Annotated in this window: 18 protein-coding genes; 8 read left to right on the top strand and 10 right to left on the bottom strand. The window is 73.1% G+C overall.

Going from position 1 to position 22652, the window contains the following annotated elements:
• The first annotated feature begins 116 nt into the window (after window positions 1-116).
• Window positions 117-848 (top strand): L-ribulose-5-phosphate 4-epimerase, encoded by a 732-nt coding sequence (locus tag MANAM107_RS07995; protein WP_223907155.1) that lies wholly within the window; start codon window positions 117-119, stop codon window positions 846-848.
• 190 nt (window positions 849-1038) lie between these two features.
• Here the strand turns inward: MANAM107_RS07995 and MANAM107_RS07990 are convergent, their stop codons facing one another.
• The 5 genes from MANAM107_RS07990 to MANAM107_RS07970 form a co-directional block, all read right to left on the bottom strand.
• A complete protein-coding gene (locus MANAM107_RS07990; RefSeq protein ID WP_223907151.1) occupies window positions 1039-2436 on the bottom strand; it encodes an MFS transporter in 1398 nt (465 codons plus the stop codon).
• A gap of 83 nt (window positions 2437-2519) precedes the next feature.
• Entirely contained in the window at window positions 2520-3467 is a 948-nt protein-coding gene (locus MANAM107_RS07985; protein WP_223907148.1) for a sugar kinase, read from the bottom strand.
• Window positions 3468-3547: 80 nt separating this feature from the next.
• Window positions 3548-4435, bottom strand: a complete 888-nt coding sequence (locus MANAM107_RS07980) for an L-ribulose-5-phosphate 3-epimerase (RefSeq protein WP_223907144.1) — start codon at window positions 4433-4435, stop codon at window positions 3548-3550.
• Window positions 4432-5097: an orotidine 5'-phosphate decarboxylase / HUMPS family protein gene (locus MANAM107_RS07975; RefSeq protein WP_223907141.1), complete on the bottom strand. Its 666-nt coding sequence runs from the start codon at window positions 5095-5097 to the stop codon at window positions 4432-4434. The genes MANAM107_RS07980 and MANAM107_RS07975 overlap by 4 nt, the downstream gene beginning before the upstream one ends.
• A gap of 15 nt (window positions 5098-5112) precedes the next feature.
• Window positions 5113-6105 carry a phosphotriesterase family protein gene (locus MANAM107_RS07970; protein ID WP_223907139.1) on the bottom strand — a complete coding sequence of 331 codons (993 nt, stop codon included), beginning with the start codon at window positions 6103-6105 and terminating at the stop codon, window positions 5113-5115.
• A gap of 279 nt (window positions 6106-6384) precedes the next feature.
• On the opposite strand from MANAM107_RS07970, the gene MANAM107_RS07965 reads away from it, so the two are divergent.
• The 4 genes from MANAM107_RS07965 (at window position 6385) to disA (ending at window position 11228) form a co-directional block, all read left to right on the top strand.
• On the top strand, window positions 6385-7503 hold the full coding sequence (locus MANAM107_RS07965; protein WP_223907136.1) for a sugar-binding transcriptional regulator: 1119 nt from the start codon (window positions 6385-6387) through the stop codon (window positions 7501-7503).
• A gap of 319 nt (window positions 7504-7822) precedes the next feature.
• The gene (locus tag MANAM107_RS07960) at window positions 7823-8449 is read left to right on the top strand and encodes a hypothetical protein (protein ID WP_223907133.1); all 627 of its coding nucleotides are present in this window, start codon (window positions 7823-7825) and stop codon (window positions 8447-8449) included.
• 153 nt (window positions 8450-8602) lie between these two features.
• Window positions 8603-10021 (top strand): DNA repair protein RadA, encoded by a 1419-nt coding sequence (radA, locus tag MANAM107_RS07955; protein ID WP_223907130.1) that lies wholly within the window; start codon window positions 8603-8605, stop codon window positions 10019-10021.
• 139 nt (window positions 10022-10160) lie between these two features.
• Window positions 10161-11228, top strand: coding sequence for a DNA integrity scanning diadenylate cyclase DisA (gene disA / locus MANAM107_RS07950; protein ID WP_179899500.1), 1068 nt, complete (start codon window positions 10161-10163; stop codon window positions 11226-11228).
• Window positions 11229-11284: 56 nt separating this feature from the next.
• On the opposite strand, the gene MANAM107_RS07945 is transcribed toward disA, so the two are convergent.
• From MANAM107_RS07945 to MANAM107_RS07935, 3 genes are all read right to left on the bottom strand, one after another.
• Window positions 11285-12001 (bottom strand): hypothetical protein, encoded by a 717-nt coding sequence (locus MANAM107_RS07945; RefSeq protein ID WP_223907126.1) that lies wholly within the window; start codon window positions 11999-12001, stop codon window positions 11285-11287.
• A gap of 749 nt (window positions 12002-12750) precedes the next feature.
• Window positions 12751-13698: an iron-sulfur binding domain-containing protein gene (locus tag MANAM107_RS07940; RefSeq protein ID WP_223907123.1), complete on the bottom strand. Its 948-nt coding sequence runs from the start codon at window positions 13696-13698 to the stop codon at window positions 12751-12753.
• Entirely contained in the window at window positions 13695-14243 is a 549-nt protein-coding gene (locus tag MANAM107_RS07935; protein ID WP_223912994.1) for an amino-acid N-acetyltransferase, read from the bottom strand. The genes MANAM107_RS07940 and MANAM107_RS07935 overlap by 4 nt, the downstream gene beginning before the upstream one ends.
• A 508-nt stretch (window positions 14244-14751) precedes the next feature.
• Between MANAM107_RS07935 and MANAM107_RS07930 the strand changes: the two genes are divergently transcribed.
• Complete coding sequence (locus MANAM107_RS07930; RefSeq protein WP_263421888.1) at window positions 14752-16098, top strand: MFS transporter; 1347 nt, start codon at window positions 14752-14754, stop codon at window positions 16096-16098.
• A gap of 402 nt (window positions 16099-16500) precedes the next feature.
• On the opposite strand, the gene MANAM107_RS07925 is transcribed toward MANAM107_RS07930, so the two are convergent.
• Entirely contained in the window at window positions 16501-17583 is a 1083-nt protein-coding gene (locus MANAM107_RS07925) for a sugar-binding transcriptional regulator (protein WP_223912986.1), read from the bottom strand.
• Between the two features lie 359 nt (window positions 17584-17942).
• On the opposite strand from MANAM107_RS07925, the gene MANAM107_RS07920 reads away from it, so the two are divergent.
• Window positions 17943-19706, top strand: coding sequence for a glycerol-3-phosphate dehydrogenase/oxidase (locus MANAM107_RS07920; protein ID WP_223907121.1), 1764 nt, complete (start codon window positions 17943-17945; stop codon window positions 19704-19706).
• Between the two features lie 285 nt (window positions 19707-19991).
• Complete coding sequence (locus tag MANAM107_RS07915; protein WP_223907119.1) at window positions 19992-20849, top strand: DeoR/GlpR family DNA-binding transcription regulator; 858 nt, start codon at window positions 19992-19994, stop codon at window positions 20847-20849.
• Window positions 20850-20937: 88 nt separating this feature from the next.
• Here MANAM107_RS07915 and MANAM107_RS07910 read toward each other — a convergent pair whose 3' ends face one another.
• Window positions 20938-22500, bottom strand: coding sequence for an FGGY-family carbohydrate kinase (locus MANAM107_RS07910; protein ID WP_223907117.1), 1563 nt, complete (start codon window positions 22498-22500; stop codon window positions 20938-20940).
• Between the last annotated feature and the right edge of the window lie 152 nt (window positions 22501-22652).

The following is a 22652-nucleotide window of genomic DNA, read 5'->3' as shown; positions in this document are numbered from 1 at the left end:
ATAGGGCCTTGCGTGATGGACGCAGGGCGAACCCACGACGAAGGAGTACCAGTGGGAGGCAGTCATCCCGAGAACGAGAACGGCAATGACCACCGCATGACCACAAGGAGGACCGCATGATCGTCCTGTCCGAGCTCGATGAGGAGGTCCAGGCCGCGGTGGCCGCCACCCGCGAGCGCGTGGCGGCCCTGCACGCCGAGCTGCCGCGCTGGGGCCTGGTGGTCTGGACGGCGGGCAATGTCTCCGAGCGCGTCATGGTGGACCGCGGCCGGGGCCCGCAGTGCGCCGGCCTGTTCGTCATCAAGCCCTCCGGGGTCTCCTATGACGAGCTGAGCCCCGGCACCATGGTGGTGTGCACCCTCCAGGGCGACAAGATCGAGGACGGCACCCCGGCCTCCCTGACCCCCTCCTCGGACACCGCCGCCCACGCCTACGTCTACCGGCACATGGAGGGGGTGGGGGGCGTGGTCCACACGCACTCGACCTACGCCACCGCCTGGGCGGCCCGCCGCGAGCCCATCCCCTGCGTGCTGACGATGATGGCCGACGAGTTCGGCGGGGATATCCCCGTGGGCCCCTTCGCCCTCATCGGGGACGACTCCATCGGCCGCGGCATTGTCGAGACGCTGTCGGGCTCGCGCTCGCCGGCGGTGCTCATGGCCAACCACGGCCCCTTCACCATCGGCCGCGACGCCCGGGCAGCGGTCAAGGCCGCCGCCATGTGCGAGGAGGTGGCCCGCACCGTGCACGTCGCCCGGCAGGGCGGGGAGCCGGTGCCCATCGACCAGGCGCAGATCGACAGCCTCAACGATCGCTACCAGAACGTCTACGGCCAGCACGAGGAGTGAGGACGGGCGCGGTGCGCCGGTGGGGCCCCGGTGCGGGCCCCACCGGCGCACCGCCGTCGACGGCGCCGCACGGGCCGGCCCCGCGAACGCGCGGTGAGGGCCTCCGGCGGGGCGAGCGTATCGACTCGCACCCCGCCGGAGGCCCTCGCGGCCACTGGCGCCGCTGACAGCCCCGGGAGGGAGGGGCCTGCTAGATGTCCTCCAGCGAGGCCCCCTTGGTCTCCTTGGCGAAGAGGTAGATGAACCCGCCCAGGAACAGCAGGCCCGCGAAGATGAGGAAGGGCAGGAAGACCACCTGCGCGCTGAGCTTGGCCGAGCCGATGAGCGCTCCCACGAAGTAGGGGCCCACCACCTTGGCCATCGCCCCGATCCCGTAGCCCAGGCCCAGGCCGGTCGAGCGCGCCTCGGTGGGGAACTGCTCCCCCCCGAAGGCGTTGAGGATGCCGAAGGCCCCATCACCGAAGGTCATGATGATGAGGATCCCGATGAAGAACACGTAGCCGGCCGCGCCCACCTGGTCGCCGTGGACCATCCGGGTGGACAGGGCGGCGATGAGCGCCCCCACACCACCGATCATCCCGCAGCCGAACATGGTCCACCGCCGCCCGATGCGGTCGGAGATCCAGGCCGAGCCCAGGCGCCCCAGGAGGTCGCCCAGGGAGACGAGCATGAACAGCGTGGCCACCGTGCCCACGTGGAAGCCGAAGGACTGCCCCAGGAGGCTCTGCCCCCAGGACTGGACGGTGAAGGAGCCCATGATGAAGCAGAAGGATCCCAGGGCCACCACCAGGAGCTGGCGGGGGTAGCGGCTGAAGATGACCCGGTAGGAGGCAGAGCCGGTCTCCTTGATCTCGGGCAGGTCGGCCACCTGCTCCACGGGGATCTCCATGGCCCAGGCGTAGGCCTCCTTGGCCTCCTGCTCGCGGCCCTGGGCCTGGAGGAAGCGCGGGGACTCGGGGATGATCCGCGCCCAGGCGAGCAGGACGATGGGGATGCAGCCCACGGCGATGAGGCCGCGCCAGCCCAGGGCGTCCCCGAAGTACTTGGTGACCACCCCGCCCAGGAAGATGCCCGCGGGGATGAAGACACTGGTCAGGCCTGCCAGCAGGCCCCGCTGCCGGGCGGGGACGAACTCCTGGACGAAGGGCACGGAGGTGATGTTCAGGCCTCCCACGCCGATCCCCACACCGGTGCGCATGATGGCCAGGAGGATCCAGCCGTTGACCGGGGTCAGGGCGGAGATCGCGGTGAAGATGACCAGGACGATGATGCAGGCCACGAAGGCGTGCCGGCGGCCGAAGATGTCGGCCAGGCGACCCCAGGCAATGGCACCGACGACGGTGCCCAGGCCGGCCCCGGCCAGGATGACGCCGGAGTGGAAGCCGGTCAGGCTCCACCCGGGGGTCTCCATGAGGATGTTGACGATGAAACCGATGAGGAACAGGTCGAAGAACTCCGAGACATTGCCGACGATGGCCATGCCGATGAGGGACTTCTGGTGGCCGGTGAGGCGGTGGTTGTCGATCTGCTCGGGGGCGGTGCGGCCCTGGGGCGCACTGGTGAGGGCTGATGTACTCGATGTACTCATCTGCGGACCTCTCTGAAAGGATGCGGGTGGGGTGGGACGGGGGCCGGCGTCCTCGGCCCCCGTCGGTGCGGCCGTGCCAGCGCTCAGCGGACGATGTCCGTGCCCTGGCCGGCCATGAGCTCGCCGGGGTAGACGTGGGTGAGGTCGCCGTGGTGGGTCAGGGCCAGGCAGGCCACGCGGGTGCCCATCTCGATGCCCCGCTCGACGTCGTCGTCGAGCCAGCCGTGCAGGGTGCCGGCGACGAAGGCGTCCCCGGCGCCGGGGCGGTCCAGGACGGGCACCGAGCGGATCTCGTAGACCCGCTCCCCCTCGGGGGTGGACAGGTAGGTGCCGGCGCGCCCGTCGGTGGAGACCACCACGGGCACCTCCAGCTGCTCGCGCAGGGCGCGGCAGGCCTGGACCCCCGCCTCCTCCACCCCGAAGACGATGCCCGCATCGGTGCGCGAGCAGAACAGGATGGAGGACATCCTGGCGATGGGCTCGAGCACCTCGCGGGCCTGCTCCCCGCTCCACAGCAGGGAGCGGAAGTTGACGTCCAGAGCCACGGGCACGCCGCGCTCGCGGGCGGCGTCGGCGAAGTAGCGCACCACCCGCGCCGTGGCCGGCGTCAGGGCGGCGGTGATGCCGGTGAGGAAGACCACCCGCGTGTCCAGCAGGCTGTCCCAGTCCAGCTCCTCGGGGGTGATCTCCCGGAAGGGCGTGTGCAGGCGGTCGTAGGTGACCTTGCCCGGCAGGGGGAACTCCCCCGGCTCCAGGAAGTACAGGGCCACCCTGCCCTCATCGGCCAGCACCATGTGGGACATGTCCACGCCCACGGCGCTGTACTCGATGGCGATGCGCTCGGACAGCCCGCCGCGGGGGAGCTTGGTGGCCCAGGCGGTGCTGCGCCCGAGCTGGGCCAGCAGGCCCGAGACATTGGCCTCCGAGCCCGCGGCGGTCATGCGCAGGGATCGTGCGGTGGACAGGCGCTCCCCGTGCTCGCAGGTGAGCCGGATCTGCCCCTCCCCGATGGTCGAAAGGTCGTACGTCATTGTCGTTGTCCTCTCCGTGCGGCCCTTGGCCGGACCGGTGAATAGTCGATGTCAGTGGGTGGCGGTGGGTTGGTCGGTGGTCAGGCCGCGGTGCGCACCTCGATGCCGGCGCCGCGGGCACGGTCCTCGATGAAGGCGCGAGCCTGGCGGCAGCGCTCCAGGGAGTCCGGGGCGTCGTCGTTCCACATCTCGATCATGAGCCGCCCCGCCCAGTGCTGGTCCTTGAGCAGGCGGAAGCTGAGGTCCCAGTCGACGATGCCCCGGCCCATCTCCACGCGCCGGGGCTCCCCGCGGCGCACGTCCTTGGCGTGCATCGCCACCATGTGCCCGCGCCCGGCGGCCAGCTCGACGCGCGGGTCCAGGCCCTGCTCGGCGATATTGCCCAGGTCCGGGTAGACCTGCAGGTAGGGGGAGTCGACCTCGCGGACGAGCTCGACCGCCTTGCGGATGGAGGTCACGTCATGGCCGTCGACGTTCTCGATGCCCATGACCACGCCCAGGCGGGCGGCCATCGGCGCCGCGTCGGCCAGCATCTGGCGGTACCAGCGCTCGGCCTCGGGCCCGGGCTGCTCGTAGTAGGCGTAGTAGCCGGCGATCTGGATGACCGGCGCCCCCAGGTCGTGGCAGACCTCCAGGCCGCGGGTCATCACCTGGCGGGCCCGACGGCGCACCTCGGGGTCGGCTGAGCCCGGCCCGATCCGGCGGTGCAGGGACAGGCACACGCCCCCGATGGCCGCCCCGACGTCGTCGGCGGCATCGCGCACCCGCCGGCACTGGGCGGGCCCCCAGTCGAGGCGCTCCTCGCGCTGGGGGCTCTCGTCGATGGACAGGTCCAGGAAGGAGAAGCCGGCGCTGGGGACCTGCTCCAGGAAGCGCCTCCAGTCCTGTCCCGAGGCCAGGGGGTTGGAGACCAGGGCCTTCTCGTAGATGCCCAGGCTGATGCCCTCCTGAAGGTCGACGCCGCTCATGGCCACACCTGCGCCAGGGTCCGGCTCAGGTCGTGGGCCGCCGCCGCGGGGTCCTCGGCCTCGACGATGGCCCGGCCCGAGATGACGATGCCGACCCGGCGCCCGGCGAAGGCGGGCAGGTCCGTGGGCCCCACGCCGCCGGTGATGGTCACCGTCAGGCCCATCTCCGCCAGCTCGTCGACCCGCGCCATGTCCTGGGGCCCCCAGGACAGGTCGCCGCCGGCCTCACGGTCCCGCGATCGCTTGACGATGACGTGCTGGACGCCGGCCTCGCGCCAGGCGCGGGCGCGCTGGGGGTCGTACCACTCGTCGGCCAGCTCGACCTGGACCTCACCACCATGGGCGGCGGCGACCTCGCAGACCTGGCGGATGGTGGCCATGGAGGCCCCGGCCACGCAGGAGACCATGGTGGCCCCCGCCTCGAAGGCCAGGGCGGCGAGCTTGGAGCCGGCCTCGGCGATGCGGATATCGGCGAGGATGGGCTTGTCGGGGAAGAGCGCCCGGATGGCGCGCACGGCGTGCAGGCCCTCGGCGAGGATGAGGACGGTCCCGCACTCGATGATGTCGATATGGGGCGCCGCCCGCTGCAGGGGGCCCAGGGCGCTGGGCAGGTCGGGGGTGTCCAGGGCGATCTGGAGCCTGGGGGTGGTCGCGGTGCTCACTGCGCTCACCGCCGCTCAGCCCTGGAGGGGGTCGAAGGCGAAGAAGGTCGCCGCGTTGCCCACCAGGAGGTCCTGGACGTAGGCAGGGTCCACGCCCTCGTCCTCGATGAGGCGCGGGCAGAAGACGGCGGGATCGTAGTCGATGCCGGAAGTGGAGCCGTAGGCCTTCTGGTAGGAGGCCTTGCCCGAGTCGGTGCCCAGGAGGATCTGCTTGCCGTAGCCCTTGTCCCCCAGCGTCTTGATGAGGGTGACGCGGGCGTGGTCGGGGACGTACTTGATGCGGTTGGTGCCGTCGAGCTCGACGTAGGCGCCGAGCTTGACGATCTGCTCGTGGACCCAGGGGTCCCAGTTGCGCTGGATGTGGCCGATGGCGATCCTCTCGGGGCTCACGCCGTGGTCGATGAGGAAGCGGGCCTGCTCGGGCCCGCAGGTGCCTGCGGTGACGTGGGTGTTGATGGGGGCCCCGGTCTCCTTGGCGGCGATGGCCACGGCCTCGCCGGTCTTGAGCTCCCAGTCGGTGATGCGCCCGTAGGCGGTGGCCCACTTGATGCAGCCGGCGCGGATGTCGGTGCGCTTGACCAGCGGCCCCATGTAGTCGTTGGCGTCCACGCCCTCGACGATGTCGGCGATGAGCAGGTCGGCGATCTCGGTGACCGTGTACTGGTTGACCCAGGACTGGCGCCACTCCAGGTAGACCTTCTGCTGGTGGAAGCCGGTGGCCTGGATGACCTGGAGTCCCGGGACGCGGTCGACGACGTCGCGCAGCATGAGCACGCCGCGCCCGCAGGAGGCCGGGCACATGTCCACGATGGTGGCGCTGGGGGCGAAGCGCTTGGAGGCCTGGACGAAGGAGGTCGCCTCCTCCACGGCCTTGTCCGGGTCGTTGAGGAGGTGGTCGGGGTCGAGGTAGACCTCTCCGGCGCCGACGCGGATGAGGTGGTCGTGGGCGTTGACCACGCCCAGGCTGGAGGGGTCCACATCACCGTGGATCGTGCGGACGATGCCCATCGGATTCTCCTTCGAGTCGCTGGTTCGTGCGGGGGCGGTGGGCGTGGGCGCACGGCGCCCCGTGCTCTGGCCCGGGCGCGTCTGCGCGTGGGGCCCGGTGCTGGATCGGGGGATCGGGCCGCCCCTCCGCCTGCTGCCACGCTAGGGCGCGGTCTACCGGCACCCAAGGCCGGGGGTGATCAGATGTTCACGATCGCGGCATCCCGGAGAGGGGGAGTGCGGATGGTTTCACTGGGAAACGCGGGTCTCCTTCCGTGATCGTCTTGTTATCATGCACGTATGTGCGCTCAATTGTCTCGCTCGCGGGCGGCACTCCTGCTGGAGGTGGCCCAGTTGTACTGGGAGGAGGGGATGGCCCAGGAGGAGATCGCCGCGCGCCTGGGCTACTCGCGTCCCACGGTCTCGCGGATGCTGGCCCAGGCCCGCAGGACCGGGATCGTCACGGTGACCGTCTCCCACCCCATCCAGCGCCTCATGGCCCTGGAGAAGGCCCTGGTGCAGGCCTATGGGCTCACTGAGGCGCGCGTGGCCGAGGCCGGTCGCCAGGGGTCCGAGGAGGAGGCGCGGGCCTTGGAGCCTGGGGCGCAGGAGGGCGCGGGGCCCGGGGGGATCAGGGCGGCGGTGGCCCGCAGTGCGGGCGAGCTGCTGCTGGAGTACAGCGGGCCGCGCTCGGTGATCGCGGTGTCCAACGGACGGGCGGTGGGCGCCGTCGTCCATCACCTGCCGGAGCGGACCTGGCCGCACTCGACCACCGTGGCGATGCTGGGCGCCGCGGGGGACTCCCTCCAGCTGGAGGACGGGCCCGATATCTGCCGCAGCCTGGCTCTGCGCCTGGGCGGCCACTACCGGTCCCTGCCGGTGCCCCTGGTCTTCGGCTCCCTGCGCAGCGCCCAGGCGGTGCGCGAGGAGGATCAGGTGCTCACCACTCTGGAGCTGGCCGGTCGCAGCGATGTGGCCCTGACCGGGATCGGGAGCGTGGGGGAGTCGACCAGCCCGCTGCTGCGGCGCTGGATGACCCTGGGGGTGAGCCAGGAGTGCCGGGACAAGGGCGTGGTGGCGCACCTGTGCGGCCATCACCTCAATGCCTCGGGCCAGCATGTGGGGACCTCCCTGTGCGACCGCACGGTGTGCCTGGACCCCGAGCGGCTGCGGGATATCCCCATGGTCATCGGGGTGGCGGCGGGCCGGGGCAAGCTCGGTGCCATCAGGGCGGCACTGGCAGGCGGCTACCTCTCCGGGCTGGTCACCGATGAGCCCACGGCCAGGGCGCTCATCGCCGCCGCCGAGCGGGAGGGGGCGCGGGGCGGCGCCGCCGAGGCTCGGCGCGGCCGCCGTGGCGAGGCCGCACAGGAGGGTGCTCGACGGCGCTCCCCCAAGCACCGCGCCGCTCGCGGATAGCCGGGCGGAAGACCGCCGTCGGCCAGGGAAGGCCCAGGAGCGGGCGAGCGCTGGGGACAGTGCGGGCCGCCCTCTTTTCGACAATTTGCATGAGATCGTACTTCTCCGGGGCTGGAGAAGTACGATCTCATGCAAATTGTCGAAAGTGGGGGTGTGGAGGGCGGCGGAAGACCGCCGTCGGACAGGGCACCGGCGGGAGCGGGCATGGGGTGCGCTCCCCCAGGGGTGTTCGCCCCATGCCCGGCGGGTGCGCCGCCGCGGTCCTGGAGGGCATGCTGGGCCCCGTTCCTCACAACCATGATCCAGAAGGGGACTCCCTATGACCTCGCAGCACGACTGGAACAGCTCCGCCCCTCAGCCCGGCCCGTCTGGCGGCTCCTACGGCACCGCCCCGCAGGATCCCGGCGTGCCGGGTACCGGTGGGGCCAGGGGCTCCGGCAAGGACGGGGACGTCCACACCTACCTGTACTACCCGGCCTTCGCCTTCGCCGTCGTGCTGGGCGGCATCCTCGCCCTCGTTCTCTACGTCTGGATCGGCAACAGCACCACCGGCACCACGCGTATCCCCGTCATCCTGCTCGCCGCCCCCGCCCTCATCCTCGTGGCCGCCGTGCGCCTGGGCGACTCGCATGTTGCGAGGAGGTACCCCAACCTCGTGCCCGCCTCCAAGAGGGCGGCAGTCTCCCCGGTCCAGTCCCCCAGCCAGCCCTGGCAGGCACCTGCGCAGGTCGGCGGGCCCCAGGGCGGGGCGGCCCAGCACCCCTACGGCAGCCCCGGCGCCTACGCCCCCCAGGCCGGCTACGGCCACTCCAGTCAGCCCGGAGCCGGTGCACCCGCGCCCATGACGCCGGGCCACGGCCAGGTGGGGCACCAGGGGCAGTCCAGGATGCCCAGCCAGGCCCCCTACGGCTCCATGCCGAGCCCACCCGCCGGCCAGCAGATGTGAAGCCCGCGAGGGCCACCCTCCCCTTCTTTTCGACAATTTGCATGAGATCGTACTTCTCCGGGCCTGGAGAAGTACGATCTCATGCAAATTGTCGAAGGTTGGGGTGGGAGGGGCGGCGCCGTACGTGTCGCAGGCCCCCGATACCCTCCTGGCATGCCCAGCACCACCAGGACGCCCAAAGCCCCCCGGCCCACCTACACCTGCACCGAGTGCGGCTGGTCCAGCCCCAAGTGGCTGGGCCAGTGCCGCGAGTGCCGCGCCTGGGGGACCCTGGAGGAGGTCCAGCCCACCGCCGCAGGCGCCTCAGGCACCGGCGCGCTCCTGGCCACCGCCACCCGCCCCGCCACCGCCGCTCGGCCCATCGCCGAGATCAGCGCCGAGCAGGCGCGGGCCCGCTCCACCGGTGTCGGCGAGCTGGACCGGGTCCTGGGCGGCGGGATCGTGCCCGGCGCCGTCGTCCTGCTGGCCGGAGAGCCGGGCGTCGGCAAGTCCACCCTCCTGCTCACCGTGGCAGCCGCCTGCGCCGCCGCCAGCCGCGAGCGCGGCCAGGGCCCGGTCCTCTACGTCACCGGTGAGGAGTCGGCCTCCCAGGTGCGCCTGCGCGCCGAGCGCATCGAGGCCATCGACCCGGCCCTGCTGCTGGCCGCCGAGACCGAGCTCAGCGCCCTGCTGGGGCATGTGGAGGCCGCCCAGCCCTCCCTACTGGTGGTGGACTCGGTGCAGACCATCGCCTCGGCGCAGGTCGAGGGCAGCGCCGGGGGCGTGTCCCAGGTGCGGGCCGTGGCCGGGGCCCTCATCGCCACGGCCAAGGAGCGCGGCATCCCGGTGCTGCTGGTGGGGCATGTGACCAAGGACGGCGGGATCGCCGGCCCCCGGGTCCTGGAGCACCTGGTCGACGTCGTCACCCAGTTCGAGGGCGAGCGCCACGGCCGGCTGCGGCTGCTGCGCGCGGTGAAGAACCGGTACGGGCCCACCGATGAGGTCGGCTGCTTCGACCTGGGCGAGCGCGGCATCGTGGGCCTGGCCGATCCCTCCGGGCTCTTCCTGTCCGCCGCCCGCTCCGAGGTCCCCGGCACCTGCGCCACCGTGACCCTGGAGGGGCGCCGCCCCATGCCCGTGGAGATCCAGGCCCTGGTGGCCGCCACCAGCGCCGGCTCCCCACGGCGCACGACCTCCGGGGTGGACCACTCCCGCGCCGCCATGGCCCTGGCCGTCCTCGCGGCGCGCATGCGCGTGGAGACCGCCTCCAGCGACGTCTACGTCTCCACCGTCGGCGGGGCCAGGGCGGTGGAGCCCGCCACCGACCTGGCCGTGGCCATCGCGGTGGTCTCGGCAGCCAGGAACCTGCCCACCCCACCGGGCCTGGTGGCCTTCGGGGAGGTGGGCCTCACCGGTGAGGTGCGCGCCACGGTCGGCATCCAGCGCCGCCTGGCCGAGGCGGCGCGCCTGGGTTTCGACCGCGCCATCGTGCCCCTGCCCGGTTCCAAGGAGCTGCGCGGGGTTCCCGGCATGAGCGTCCTTCCCGTAGCACATGTGGGCGAGGCCGTGGGCGCGGCCCTGCCCCAAGGGTGAGAAGGACCCCTGTGAGAACTCACAGCACAACGAGCACCACGGCTACCGATACGATGAGCGCGGCCGCGCATCAGGCTGCGACCAGCCGCGCCCCGGGGCGGTCCCCTCACCCCGGAGCCCATGAACTCAGGAGACACCGATGATTGAGGCCGCCGGCCAGCTGCGCGAGACCCTCGCGCTCGTCGCCCCGGGCACCGTCCTGCGCGACGGCCTGGAGCGCATCCTGCGCGGGCGCACCGGCGCCATCATCGTTCTGGGATTCGACCCCGTGGTCGAGGCCATCTCCTCGGGCGGCTTCCACCTCGACGTCGAGCTCTCCGCGGCCCGCCTGCGCGAGCTGGCCAAGATGGACGGCGGCGTCGTGGTGGACATGGACACCTCCCGGATCCGGCGCGCCAACGTCCAGCTCCTGCCCAACGCCTCCATCCAGACCTCCGAGACCGGCATGCGCCACCGCACCGCCGAGCGCGTCGCCCGCCAGACCGGCTACCCCGTCATCTCGGTGAGCCAGTCCATGCGGATCATCTCCCTGTACGTCGACGGCAAGCGCCACGTCCTGGAGCCCAGCGAATCGATCCTGGCCAGCGCCAACCAGGCCCTGGCCGCCCTGGAGCGCTACAAGGCCCGCCTCGACCAGACCTCGGCCGGCCTGGACTCCCTGGAGATCGAGGACCTGGTGACCGTGCGCGACGTCACCTCCGTCCTCCAGCTCATGGAGATGGTCCGGCGCATCTCGGCCGACATCGACTCCTACGTCCTGGAGCTCGGCACCGACGGGCGCCTCCTGGCCCTCCAGGTCGAGGAGCTCACCCGCGGCCTGAGCGCCGAGCACGGCTTCCTGCTGGAGGACTACCTGCCCATCGGCCTGGAGACCACCACCGTCGAGGCCCGCCTCAAATGGGTGGGCTCCCCCGCCCTGCTCGACCTGGCCATGGTGGCGCGCTCCATGGGCCTGGGAGGCATCGACGGTCAGGACCTGGACGCCCAGGTCTCCCCCCGCGGCCTGCGCATCCTGTCCAAGATCCCCCGCCTGCCCGTGGTCACCGCCCGCGCCGTGGTGGAGCACTGGGGCTCCCTCCAGGGCGTCCTGGGTGCCACCGCCGAGGAGCTCGAGGCCATCGAGGGGGTCAACGCCCAGCGCGCCCGCACCCTGCGCGACGGCCTGTCCCGCCTGGCCGAGATCTCCATCGTCGACCGCTACGCCTGAGCCCGGCAGCCCGGCCCGCCAATGCCTCAGGTGCTCGCCTCAGGCGCGCCCGGTGCTCACTGGATGAGGATCACGGCGTCCTCGGTGAGGTCCTCGCCCCCCAGGGTGAAGCGGTAGTGGTAGGTGCCCGGTCCCGCAACCCGCTCATCGGCCGCCGGGGCCCCAGGATCAGTACCGGGTGAGGCGCTCCCATCCTCCTGCGGGGTCGGCGAGGCCGACGGGTCAGCCGACGCCGATGCCTCAGGAGACGCCGAGGAGGCGTCCCCGGCAGCCGGGGCATGGGCCAGATCGCAGTCCGAGCCCGCCGCGTAGCCATTCCACTCCAGGGAGACCTCGGTGGCATCGCCCTGCCCCAGCAGCAGGAGCCGCTCCTGGTCGCCGGCCGGGCAGGTCGCCGAGCTCCACACCTGCTCCTCACCGGAGGTGAGCTCGACGCCCAGGGAGGCCTGGCCGACGTCGAGCAGGCAGGGCTCGCTCCCGGAGTTGGTCAGGCTCGCTGTGAAGGAGCCGCCCTGGCCCGCACTGAGGATCTGCGGCCCGCTGGAGGCCACCTCCAGATCCCCGACGGCGCAGGACTGCGGCTGGGGGTAGACGGTGCGGGCCTGGGCGGCGGCGCGGTCGGCATCCTGGGTGCGGATGGTCTGGCGCACCCACAGGGCGGAGGCCACGGCCCCCGCGCCGAGGCCGACAACCAGGAGGATCGCCAGGCCCGCCACCACGGTGCGGCGCAGGCCGTAGCGGGGGCGGAGCCTGCCACGACCGCGGGCCCCCATGGCCCGTAGCCTGCGGCTATGAGGGTGCGCCCCGCCGGCGCGCATGGAACGGGAGGGGCGCCCCGCCTGGGTGGAGGTGGCGCGGTGGGAGCGGGCGGTTCCCGGAGCGGCCTGCCGGGGGCGCGGCGGGCCCTGCGCCCCGTGTCCCGTACTCCCGCCGGCAGTGGTGCGGCGCGGGCCGTGCCCACCGGGCTGCCCTGCCCGCCGCTGGCGCGCACTGGAGGCCTGCGTGGCGCGCCCACCCCGGCCAGTGCCCCGAGCCGACGACGCGGCGCGGGCCGCCGACGGGCGCCCCGCCGATGAGCGGGCGCCCCGAGACCCCGCACCACGAGCACCGGCGCGGGCATCGGGGCGGCCCGTACCCGACCCCGCCTGGCGCGAGGCAGTCCCCTGGTCGCCGCCCTGCCGGTCGCCCCTCATGCCGGCGTCGCGAGCACCATCGCGGCCAGCGGAGTCTCCGCGTGCCCCGCCCCGGGAGGCCTGGGCGCCCGGCGCGCCTCGGCGCGCGCCCGAGCCGCCCTGGGGCCGGGGCCGCGACTGGGCGCCCCGCGGGGCGCCTGCCGAGCCCCGCGGGGCCGCGCCCTTGGCCCGCCGAGCCGATCCGCGCCCGCCTCGTCCCCGTCCCTTCGCCATGCCCCGACTCTACCGGCGCCAGCGCCCCAGCCAGGTCAGCCCCACCGCGTGGCCGTGCGCCACGGGAAGGCGAGCACCCGGAGGCGGTCGGCGGCCCGGGCGACCGCGGACCGGCCTCAGGGAAGCCGGTAGGTCGCGCCGTCGTCGTCGGTGGCGATGAGCCCGTCGGTCAGGAGGCCGGCCAGGGCGCGGGCGGGCTGGTCGGGATCGGCCCGCCCCGCCCGGCGCCCCGCGGCAGCAGCCGCCACCAGCAGGTCGGTGCGCGCCAGGGCCCGCTGCGGGCTCTCGCGCAGGGCGGCCATGACCATGCCCCGGGCCTGGCGGTCCGTGCCGTGCCAGGCCTGGGTGCGGCGCCTGCCGGCATGCGCATCGGCGGGGCGCCCGGCCGCAAGCCAGGCGCACTGGGCGCGCCACGGGCACTGCTCGCACCGCGGATCGCGCGCCGTGCACACCAGGGCTCCCAGCTCCATGACCGCCACCGACCACTGGGCCGCCTGGGCATCCTCCTGGGGCAGCAGCGCCAGGGCCCGCTCCCGCTCGGCGCGGCCCAGGTGGGGCGGGGCCAGGGCCTGGCCGCCCACGGCCCGAGCCAGGACCCGTCGCACATTCGTGTCCAGGACCAGGGCGCGCCGCCCATAGGCGAAGGCCATGACGGCGCCGGCGGTGTACTCCCCCACCCCGGGCAGGGCCAGGAGGGCGTCGCGGTCGCAGGGCAGCCGGCCGCCGTGATCCTGGACCAGGGCCCGGGCGCACTCGATGAGCCGCAGTGCCCGGCGGGGGTAGCCCAGGCGCCCCCACACGCGCAGGACCTCGGCGGTGGGGGCCTCGGCGAGCTCGGCCGGGCCCGGCCAGCGCTCCAGCCACTGCCTCCAGGCCGGGATGACGCGAGCCACCGGGGTCTGCTGGCTCATCACCTCGCTGAGCAGCACCTCCCAGGGGGTGGTGCCGGGCCTGCGCCAGGGCAGGTCGCGGGCATGGCGGGCGTACCAGGCGAGGACGGCGCCGGCCGAGGGGCCCCGGGCGCCGTCGGCCCGGGCCTCACGGTCCTGGGGGCCCTGACTCACAGCTGCAGGAGCATGCGGGTGTTGCCCAGGGTGTTGGGCTTGACCCGTGCCAGGTTGAGGAACTCGGCCACGCCGTCGTCGTGGGAGCGCACCATCTCGCCGAAGACATCCATGCCCACCGGTGTGCCCGAGATCGGCCTGAAGCCGTGGCGGCTGAAGAAGTCGACCTCGAAGGTCAGGCAGAACAGCCGCTGGAGGCCCAGCAGGCGCGCCCTGTCGATGAGCTCACGCAGGATCGCCGAGCCCACCCCCGCACCCAGGTGGTCGCGGTGGACGGCCAGGGTGCGCACCTCGGCGATGTCATCCCACATGACATGCAGGGCGCCGCAGCCCACGATCGCCGACTCGACCGCCCCCGCGGGGTCGGCGGGCCGGGCCGCCCGGGTGGAGCCGACGGTGGCCGCGTCCTCGGCCACGATGAACTCCTGGACGTCCTCGAAGTAGGAGATGAGGTCCTTGGCGATGAGGATGCGCTCATCGGAGTAGGGGCGCACCAGATCGGCGATAGCCCGCACATCGGCCGGGCGCGCCTGGCGCAGCGCGATACGCGCCTCGGGGGTGGTCCCGACGAGCCGGGCGGCCGCCCCCTCCTGAGCCCGCCCCTGCACCACCGGCCCCGCCGGCTGAGGGCCATGGGGGTCGTGCGGATCGCGCAGGGCACCGGCCGCCCCGGCGGCCCCGCGGGCCTGGCCTGCGTGGGGGATCCGCGCCACTCGGGCTTCATCTCGCTGTGAGGTCACTCCGCCCATCCTGCCACGGTCCCCAACCCGCCACCAGCGGCTACGCGCACCCGCGAGCGCTCCCGGCCAGCCCGGCCAGGCCCACTCCCCTCCCATCGCCGCACCCTCCAGTGCCCGCTGCACATCTTCAGCGCCCCCGGCCACCACCAACCCCGACCTTTCCGCACCATCCCGTCCACACCCCACCCGAAGATGTGCAACGAGGGGGAGCCCGGGCCGCTGGCGGTATGGTGCGCTCACAGTGCTGACCTCACCCGCTCCCCCCAGATCGCCGCCCCGAGGCCGGCGCGGCGCGAACTCGAGGAACTGCCCGATGACCATGACTGACAGCCCCAACGGCGCCGACGGCGCTGCCGCTGGCAGCACCCAGCGGGCCCGCGCCGCCGCTCGCCTGGTCAGGCGCTCGCGGACCGGCATGCTCATCGGCTGGACCCTGTCGCTGGCCGGAAGCGAGGTCTTCGCCGGAGCCTCCCCGGCACTCGTGGTGGCCTCGGCCCTGCCGGCGGCCTGGATCGCCGGGTACGCGACCCTGACGAGCATGGAGGACATGCTCTCGCCCCTGGCCGTCAGGCTGCTCGGGCGGGCCCGCCCCGGCCGGGCGCTCCTGGCCTGCGAGTGCTACGACGTGGTCCTGCTCCTGACGGCACTGGTGGCGCTGGCACTGGGCGCCCCCACCGGGGCGGTCATCGCCGCCTACATGGTCCTGGCCTCCCCCATCCCCCTGGTGCTCGACATCGTCGAGGAGATCTACGGCGCGGAGATGGCCGCCATCGATGCCCAGACCTCCCTGCGCTTCACCTCCCACCTGGAGTCCCTGTCCGCCTTCTTCTCCGGCGTCGTCTCGATCCCCCTGGGCGCCTGCCTCACCTTCGTCTCCCCCTACCTCATCGTCCTGGCCAACCTCGTGCTGTCCGTGGCGGCCATCGGCGCCCGGCTCCACGGCATGCGCGCCGAGGAGGCGGCGGTGCGCCTCGCCCATCCCTCCGCGGAGGGAACCGAGAACGAGCCACTGTTCGGCTCCACCCCGGCGGCCCTCAGGCACCTACTGGGGCACCCTCTCGTCTCCCCGGCCAGCGTCCTGGCCCGCTCCTTCGCCACCGCCCTGGCCGGGTCCTACGTGCTCATCCACATCGGGCAGGCCCGGGGCCAGGGCCCCTACCTCGCCGTGCTGATCATGGTGGGGCTGGGGGCCACCGCCGGACCCCAGGTCACGCGGCTGGCGCGACGGGCCTTGAGCGCCCGGGCCGCCGCCACGGCAACCGGGGGCGACGACGTCGCAGCGCAGTCGGCAGGCGCGGCGGGCCTCGGGGCGGCGATGGCGATCACCGCTGCGGCCCTGCTCAGCAGCGCCTGCCTCGCCCTCGCCCCCTCGGCGCCGACGACGTCCCTATGGGCGGGATCGGTCATGCTCGCCGCCGTGGCCATGGCCTCCTGGGCCCTGGCCACGCTGCTCATCGGCCAGCGCCAGGTCACCCTGGCGGGTCAGCGCTTCCTGGATGCCACCGCCTGGGCCCAGGGCGCCGGGGCCCTGGGCGGCATTGCCGGGGGCTGGAGCGCCATCGCCCTGAGCACGACGGCGGACCCGCGCCCCGCACTCATCGGCGCCGCCCTGGTCTACGCGGCCCTGAGCGCCTACCTGTGGTGGGGCCGGCGCTCCTAGGCCCGGGGGCCCGGGAGGTGATGAGGCTGCGACGACGGTGGGGCCCTGCCCCGGGATGCACTGCGGGAGGGGCATCCAGGAGGGTCGGGCATGGCCGGGCAGGCAGGTGCTCGGGGAGGGCGCAGGGACCGAATTGGGCGTCGTTTGGCGGAATGGGCGTCACTTGGCGGAATGGGCGACACCTACCAGGTACGTCCATTCCGCCAAGCGACGCCCTTGTCGCGAAGTGACGTCCAACATGCACCCCGCACCCATCGCCGAGCACCTGCGTGTCCCGGAAGGCATGCCCCTCCCGGAGAGCCTGACCCTCCTGGGGAACCGCCCCGGTCCCGCAGCCTGCACCCTGCCGGCCAGGCCCACACCCCTACTCCTGGACAGGCCCCGCCTTTCGGGGAAGGCCGCCTAGGGACGGCGCTCGGTGCGGGCGGCCAGGTCGAGCACGGCCCTGGCGGTGGCATCGTCGACCACCAGATCGGTAGCGACCCTGGCCCGCAGCGCCGCCAGAAGGGCCGGGGCCTTGGCGACCCCCGCCACCACGCACAGCCGCCGCGGAATACGGGCCAGCTGGGCGGGGGTCGGCCCGGTGGCCCGGGCATTGAGATCGATGTCCCGCCACGAGCCGTCCCCGCGCAGCATCACCGTGCACACATCCCCCACCACCTTCTCGCGGCGTACCACGGCCCTGTCCGCGCTGGAGAGGTGCCCGCCCTCGTAGACCTGGGAGGGCAGGGAGCCCTCCAGGGAGCCCACGCCGAAGACCGCCAGGCGGGCCCGGCCCACCAGTGCCAGCACCCGGCGCACTGAGCGCTCGGACCACATGGCCTCACGGGTCTCGACGTGGTCGAAGAAGGCGGGCACAGGGAAGGCCACGCTGCGGGCCCGCAGCGCCCCGGCGATGCGCGAGAGCATCTCGCCGGCGCTGGTTCCCTCCTCCATGGGGTCGGTGGCGCCGTTGAGCTGAACCACTGTCAGCCCGGGCACCGTGCGGCTGGGCAGGGCCGCGCTGACCTCGGACATGGTGGTGCCCCAGGCCACCCCCACCACGAGCCCGCGGGCCGCCTCCTGGCCTGCCGGCGCCCCGCGGGAGTCCGCCTGTGCGCGGACGGGGCTGGATGCTCCGGCGCCCGCCCCGTCCCCTGCTGGGTCCGTCCCCGATCCCGTCCCCGGTCCTGGCGCCGCGGCGGCGCTGTGAGCACTGGGGGTCAGTTCACCGATGAGGTCGACCATGCGACCGGCCGCCACCCCCGCGACCTGCTGGAGGCGCAGGATCTCCGTGGCTCCCTCGCGCACGGGGACGATCTGGGCCCGTACCCCGAACTGGGAGAGGAAGCGGCCCTCCAGGCTGCCCGCTCCCCCGGGCTGGATCAGCTCGATGCGCACGATCCCCACCTGCTTGGCCCGCAGGAGCAGCCGCGAGACGGTGGAGCGCGAGACCCCCAGGTGGCGGGCGATGACCTCCATGGTCTCGCCCTGGACGTAGTACATGGAGGCCGCCTCGTAGGCGCGCAGCAGGCCGCCGGGGTCGTCGCCGGGGGCGGCACCCGCCGATACGGGCGGCGCCGACGACGGCGCAGCCGCCGCAGTCGGGCGCTCGGGGACCGCGGTGCGCCTGGTCCTGGAGTGCGGGGCCCGGCCGCGCCGCCCGCCGGTGGGGTCAGAGGCTGTCATGAGCCGTGATGAGTCGGGGCGAGCCATGATCGGCCATCGCAGTGGCGGATCGTCGTGGTCATGTTCCTCTCCTCCAGCGCCGGCCGTGCACGTTCGTGCATCATATTTGATCATCCTCCCATGGTGGTACCAGAGTATAGGCCGTCAGCACATGTCTCACAGGAGCGACAGCGACCATGCAGACTTCCCCCTACGGCCTTCAGTCAACCCCCGCCACCGCGCTCAACGGCGCCCAGCGCAGCGCCGCGCTGAAGGCGATGAGCAATGAGGAGGGCCTGGACATCCTCGTCGTCGGCGGCGGTGTCACCGGCGCCGGCATCGCCCTGGACGCCGCAGCCCGGGGCCTTCGCACCGGGATCGTGGAGATGGGCGACTGGGCCCAGGGCACCTCCTCCTACTCCTCCAAGCTGGTCCACGGCGGCCTGCGCTACCTCTACCAGCTCAACTTCGCCCTGGTGCACGAGGCCCTCACCGAGCGCGGGCGCCTCCTGAGCACCACCGCCCCCCACCTGGTCAAGGCCCAGCCCTTCCTGTGGCCGCTCAAGCACCACTACGAGCGCACCTACTCGGCCGTGGGTGTGGGCATGTACGACGCCCTGGCCCTGGCCGGCGCCCGCGGCCGCAAGACCGTGCCCATCCAGCAGCACCTGGGCAAGAAGGGCACCGCCGCCCTGGCCCCGGCCCTGGACGTCAGCGACCTGGCCGGCGCCATCCGCTTCTACGACGCCCGCGTCGATGACTCGCGCCTGGTCCTGGACCTGGTGCGCACCGCCGTGGGACTAGGCGCCCACGCCGCCTCGCGCACCCGGGTCACCGGCTTCCTCAAGGACGAGCGCGGGCAGGTCACCGGAGCCGAGGTCACCGACCTGACCACCGGCGAGGAGCTGGAGATCCGCGCCAAGCGCACCATCAACGCCGCCGGGGTGTGGACCGAGGAGGTCCAGGACCTGGCCACCAAGGAGGGCGGGCTGAAGGTGCTGGCGTCCAAGGGCATCCACATCGTGGTGCCGCGCGAGGCCATCGACGCCCAGACCGGCATCTTCCTGCGCACTGAGAAGTCTGTCCTGTTCATCATCCCCTGGCCCGAGTACTGGATCATCGGCACCACCGACACCCCCTGGGACCAGGACGTGGCCAAGCCGGTGGCCACGGCAGCCGACGTGGACTACATCCTGGAGCACGCCAACTCCGTGCTCAACCACCCCATCAGCCGCCAGGACATCATCGGCGTCTACGCGGGGCTGCGCCCCCTGCTCCAGCCGAAGCTCAAGCCCGGCGCCAAGGCCGCCTCGACCAAGGTCTCGCGCGAGCACACGGTCACCCGCGTGGCCCCGGGCCTGACCGCCATCGCCGGCGGCAAGCTCACCACCTACCGGGTCATGGCCGAGGACGCCGTCGACCACGCCCTGGGCGAGGCCCTCGCCCACGCCCACCCCTCGGTCACCGCCGACCTTCCCCTGGTGGGCGCCGAGGGCTACCACGAGCTGGTCGATGAGGCCGGGGGCATCGCCCGCGAGCGCGGCTGGACCCTGGCGCGCGTCACCCACCTGCTCGACCGCTACGGCTCGGAGACCCTCGACCTGCTGGCGGCCATCGACGCCGCACGGGAGCAGGGCGCCGAGCCCGGCGACCTGGACCAGCCCCTGGAGGCCGCACCCGAGTACCTGCGCGGGGAGGTGGCCTGGGCGGTGACCCATGAGGGGGCCCTGTCCCTGGAGGATGTGCTCACCCGCCGGGTGCGCCTGGACCTGTGCCAGCGCGACCGGGGCCTGGGCGCCGCCGATGAGGTCTGCTCCATCATGGCGCCGCTGCTGGGCTGGGACGAGGGCGCCATCGAGGCCCAGAAGAAGGCCTACGCCCAGCGCGTCGAGGAGATCGCCGCCGCTGAGGCCGAGGCCACGGACGCCGCCGCGGTGGCGCACCTGACCAACCCGATCTGAGCGAACCCCCACCAGCCTTAGGGCTCAGGGCCCGGGTGCCGGCGACCAGAGCCGGCACCCGGGCCCTGAGCGTGCTCGCCGCCGGCCGGGACGCCCTGGGGCGGGCCTCACCGGGAAGGGCACCGCATCCGTCCTGACGCGCGTGATTCTTCACATCCCCGGGATGGCGACTCCACTGGGGACGCCGCCGGCCCACCGGGGTCTACAGTGTCGGCATCGGCCCGGCGCCGCCCGTGCCGCGCCCTGCCGCCTCCCCACTGTCGTGCGACAAGAGAAGCCACTGCGATGACTGAGCCCTCCCCGACCGCGCACCGACGCCGGATGGTCATGGCCGAGGCCGTCATGCACCACGGATCCATGCGGGTCGGGGAGCTGGCAGAGCTGACCGGGGTGTCTACCATGACCGTCTACAGGGACCTGGTGGCCCTGGAGGAGGCCGGGGTGGTCCAGCGCGACCGCGGCCGGGTCATCGCCCAGGCCTGCGGCCTGCACGAGGCCGACGCCGTCTTCCGGCTGGACCAGCACCGGCAGGACAAGCAGGAGATGGCCGCCCGCGCCGCCGAGCTCATCCCCCCGGGCTCCTCCCTCATGCTCGATGACTCCACCTCCAGCGTCTGGCTGCTGCGGGCCCTGCCCCAGCTCTCCTCCATGACGGTGGTCACCAACTCCCAGATCGCCGCGGAGGAGGCCATCGGTGTCCACGGCACGCGGCTCATCCTCATCGGCGGGCAGTACCATCCCTGGGCCCACGCCACCGCGGGCCGGGCGGCCCTGGAGCAGATCCGCGACCTGCGGGCGGGCTTCTGCGTGCTGTCGGCCTCCGGGGTCGCCGGGCCGAGCTGCTACCACCCCCACCAGGACATCGCCGAGGTCAAGCGGGCCATGCTGGCCAGCTCCCAGGTGCGCATCCTGCTCATCGACCGCTCCAAGCTGCGCCGCCAGGCCCTGGTGCGCTTCGCCGACCTGACCGATTTCGACCACGTCGTCGTCGACTCCCGGATCTCGCCCGAGGACGCCGAGTCCCTCAGGCAGCGCGGCGTCGAGCCGATCATCGCCCCGCCCCTGCCCGCCGGCCGGCCGCCGGCCCAGCCTTCGCCCCCAGCCGGCACGACGACGGCGGAGGACGGCGGGGCGGGCGGATGAGCACCGCCCGCCCCGCCGTCGGGGTGATCAGCCGCGGTTTCGGGCAACCGGTGGCCGGTGCCGTCCCGGCCGGCGCCTCACGGCGCCGTCACTGGCGGGCGGCCTCGTGGTCCACCAGCGAGTGCACGGTCCGAGAGGCGGCGGGGAAGAGCTCGATGTAGCGCTCGAGGTAGTACTGGTACTCCTCGTGGGCCTGGGCGTCGGGCTCGAAGACGTCGATCTCGCGGACCATGGCCCTGCCGGCCTCGGGCAGGTCCTTGTAGATGCCCGCGCCCACGGCGGCGATCATGCACGAGCCCAGGGCGACGGCGTCGCCGACCTCGGTCACGGCGATCGGCACGCCCGTGACGTCGGCGTGCATCTGCATCCAGTCCCGGCTCTTGGTGGCGCCCCCGCAGGCGACCATGCGGGTGACCTCGAAGCCGCCCTCCCGCATCACCCGCAGGTTGTGCGCGGTGCCGAAGCACACCGACTCCTCGATGGCCCGGTAGACGTGGGCGGGGGTGTGGATGAGGGACAGGCCGGCGACGACGCCGCGCGCCTTGGAGTCGGAGTAGGGGGTGCGGTTGCCCTGGAAGTACTCGTTGATGATGAGGCCGTCGCAGCCGCGCGGGATCTCGGCGGCCTGGGCGTCCAGGACCTTGTAGGGGTTGAGGCCGACCTTCTCGGCGGCCTCGGTGATGCCCCCGGCGAAGTTGTCCTTGAACCACTTCAGGACCGAGCCGGTGGAGACCTGGCCGCCCTCGACCGTGTACTGGCCCGGCAGAACGCCGTCGGTGTAGGCCCCGAAGAAGCCCTTGCCGTGGATCTCTGTGGCGCACTGGCCGGTCAGGACGTGGGAGGAGCCGGTGATCAGGGCCATCGAGCCCGGGGAGAGCACGCCCAGGCCGATCTGACCCGCCCAGGCGTCGGCCGGGCCCTGGGCCACGGGGGTCCCCGGTCGCAGGCCGAGCAGCTGTGCGGGGATGGTCGCCAGGCCGCCGACGGGGGTTCCCAGGTCGAGCACGCGCTCGGGGATCTTGGAGAAGACGTCGCCGCAGCCGATGGTCTCGTAGAAGTCCGTGGGCCAGCCGCCGCGGTCGCGGTTGTAGTACATGCGCAGGGCGGCGGAGTTGATGTTGGTGGTCCACTCGCCGGTGAGCTTGTAGTTGACCCAGTCGGGGGCGTCGACCAGGTGGGCGGCGCGCGCGTAGGTCTCGGGCTCGTGTTCCTTGAGCCAGGCGGCCTTGAAGGGGTACCACTCGGCGATGGCCGGGGAGGTGCCCGCGCCGTTGTAGAGGCGGGCCACGGAGTCCGAATCGGCGGCGCGGGCGGCCTGCTCGGTGGCCCGCACGTCCATCCACATGATGGCCGGGCGCAGCTCCTGGCCGCGCTCGTCCATGGCCACCAGGGTCAGGGTGGTGGCGTCGTAGGAGATCCCGGCGATCTGCGCCGGGGAGACGCCCGAGGACTCCAGTGCCTTGTGGGTGGAGGCCTGCAGGGCGTTCCACCAGTCCTCGGGGCTCTGCTCGGCCCACCCCGGACGGGGGTGGTGGGTGGGGTAGCTCGTGGCCGCGAAGGTGATGGGGTGGCCCTCCAGGTCGCAGATCACAACGCGGCAGGACTCGGTGCCGAAGTCGATGCCCAGGAGGTAGGTGCCGGTGGTCGTCATGGTTCCTCTTCCTTGAGTAACGGGGGGTGACGCCTGCGCTGCGTGGCAGGGTCCGGCCGGGAGGGGTCAGTGGACCCGCTGGGTCCGGCTGGCCTTCCACGGTCGGGATTCGTCGAGACGTGTCGGTCGGTGCTGAGCGGGGTCAGCCCGAG

It is taken from the genome of Actinomyces capricornis (assembly GCF_019974135.1).
In the GTDB taxonomy this organism is placed as follows: Bacteria; Actinomycetota; Actinomycetes; order Actinomycetales; family Actinomycetaceae; genus Actinomyces; species Actinomyces capricornis.
The sequence above is the reverse complement of the archived record's forward strand: the minus strand, read 5'-3'. Positions and strand labels throughout refer to the sequence as shown.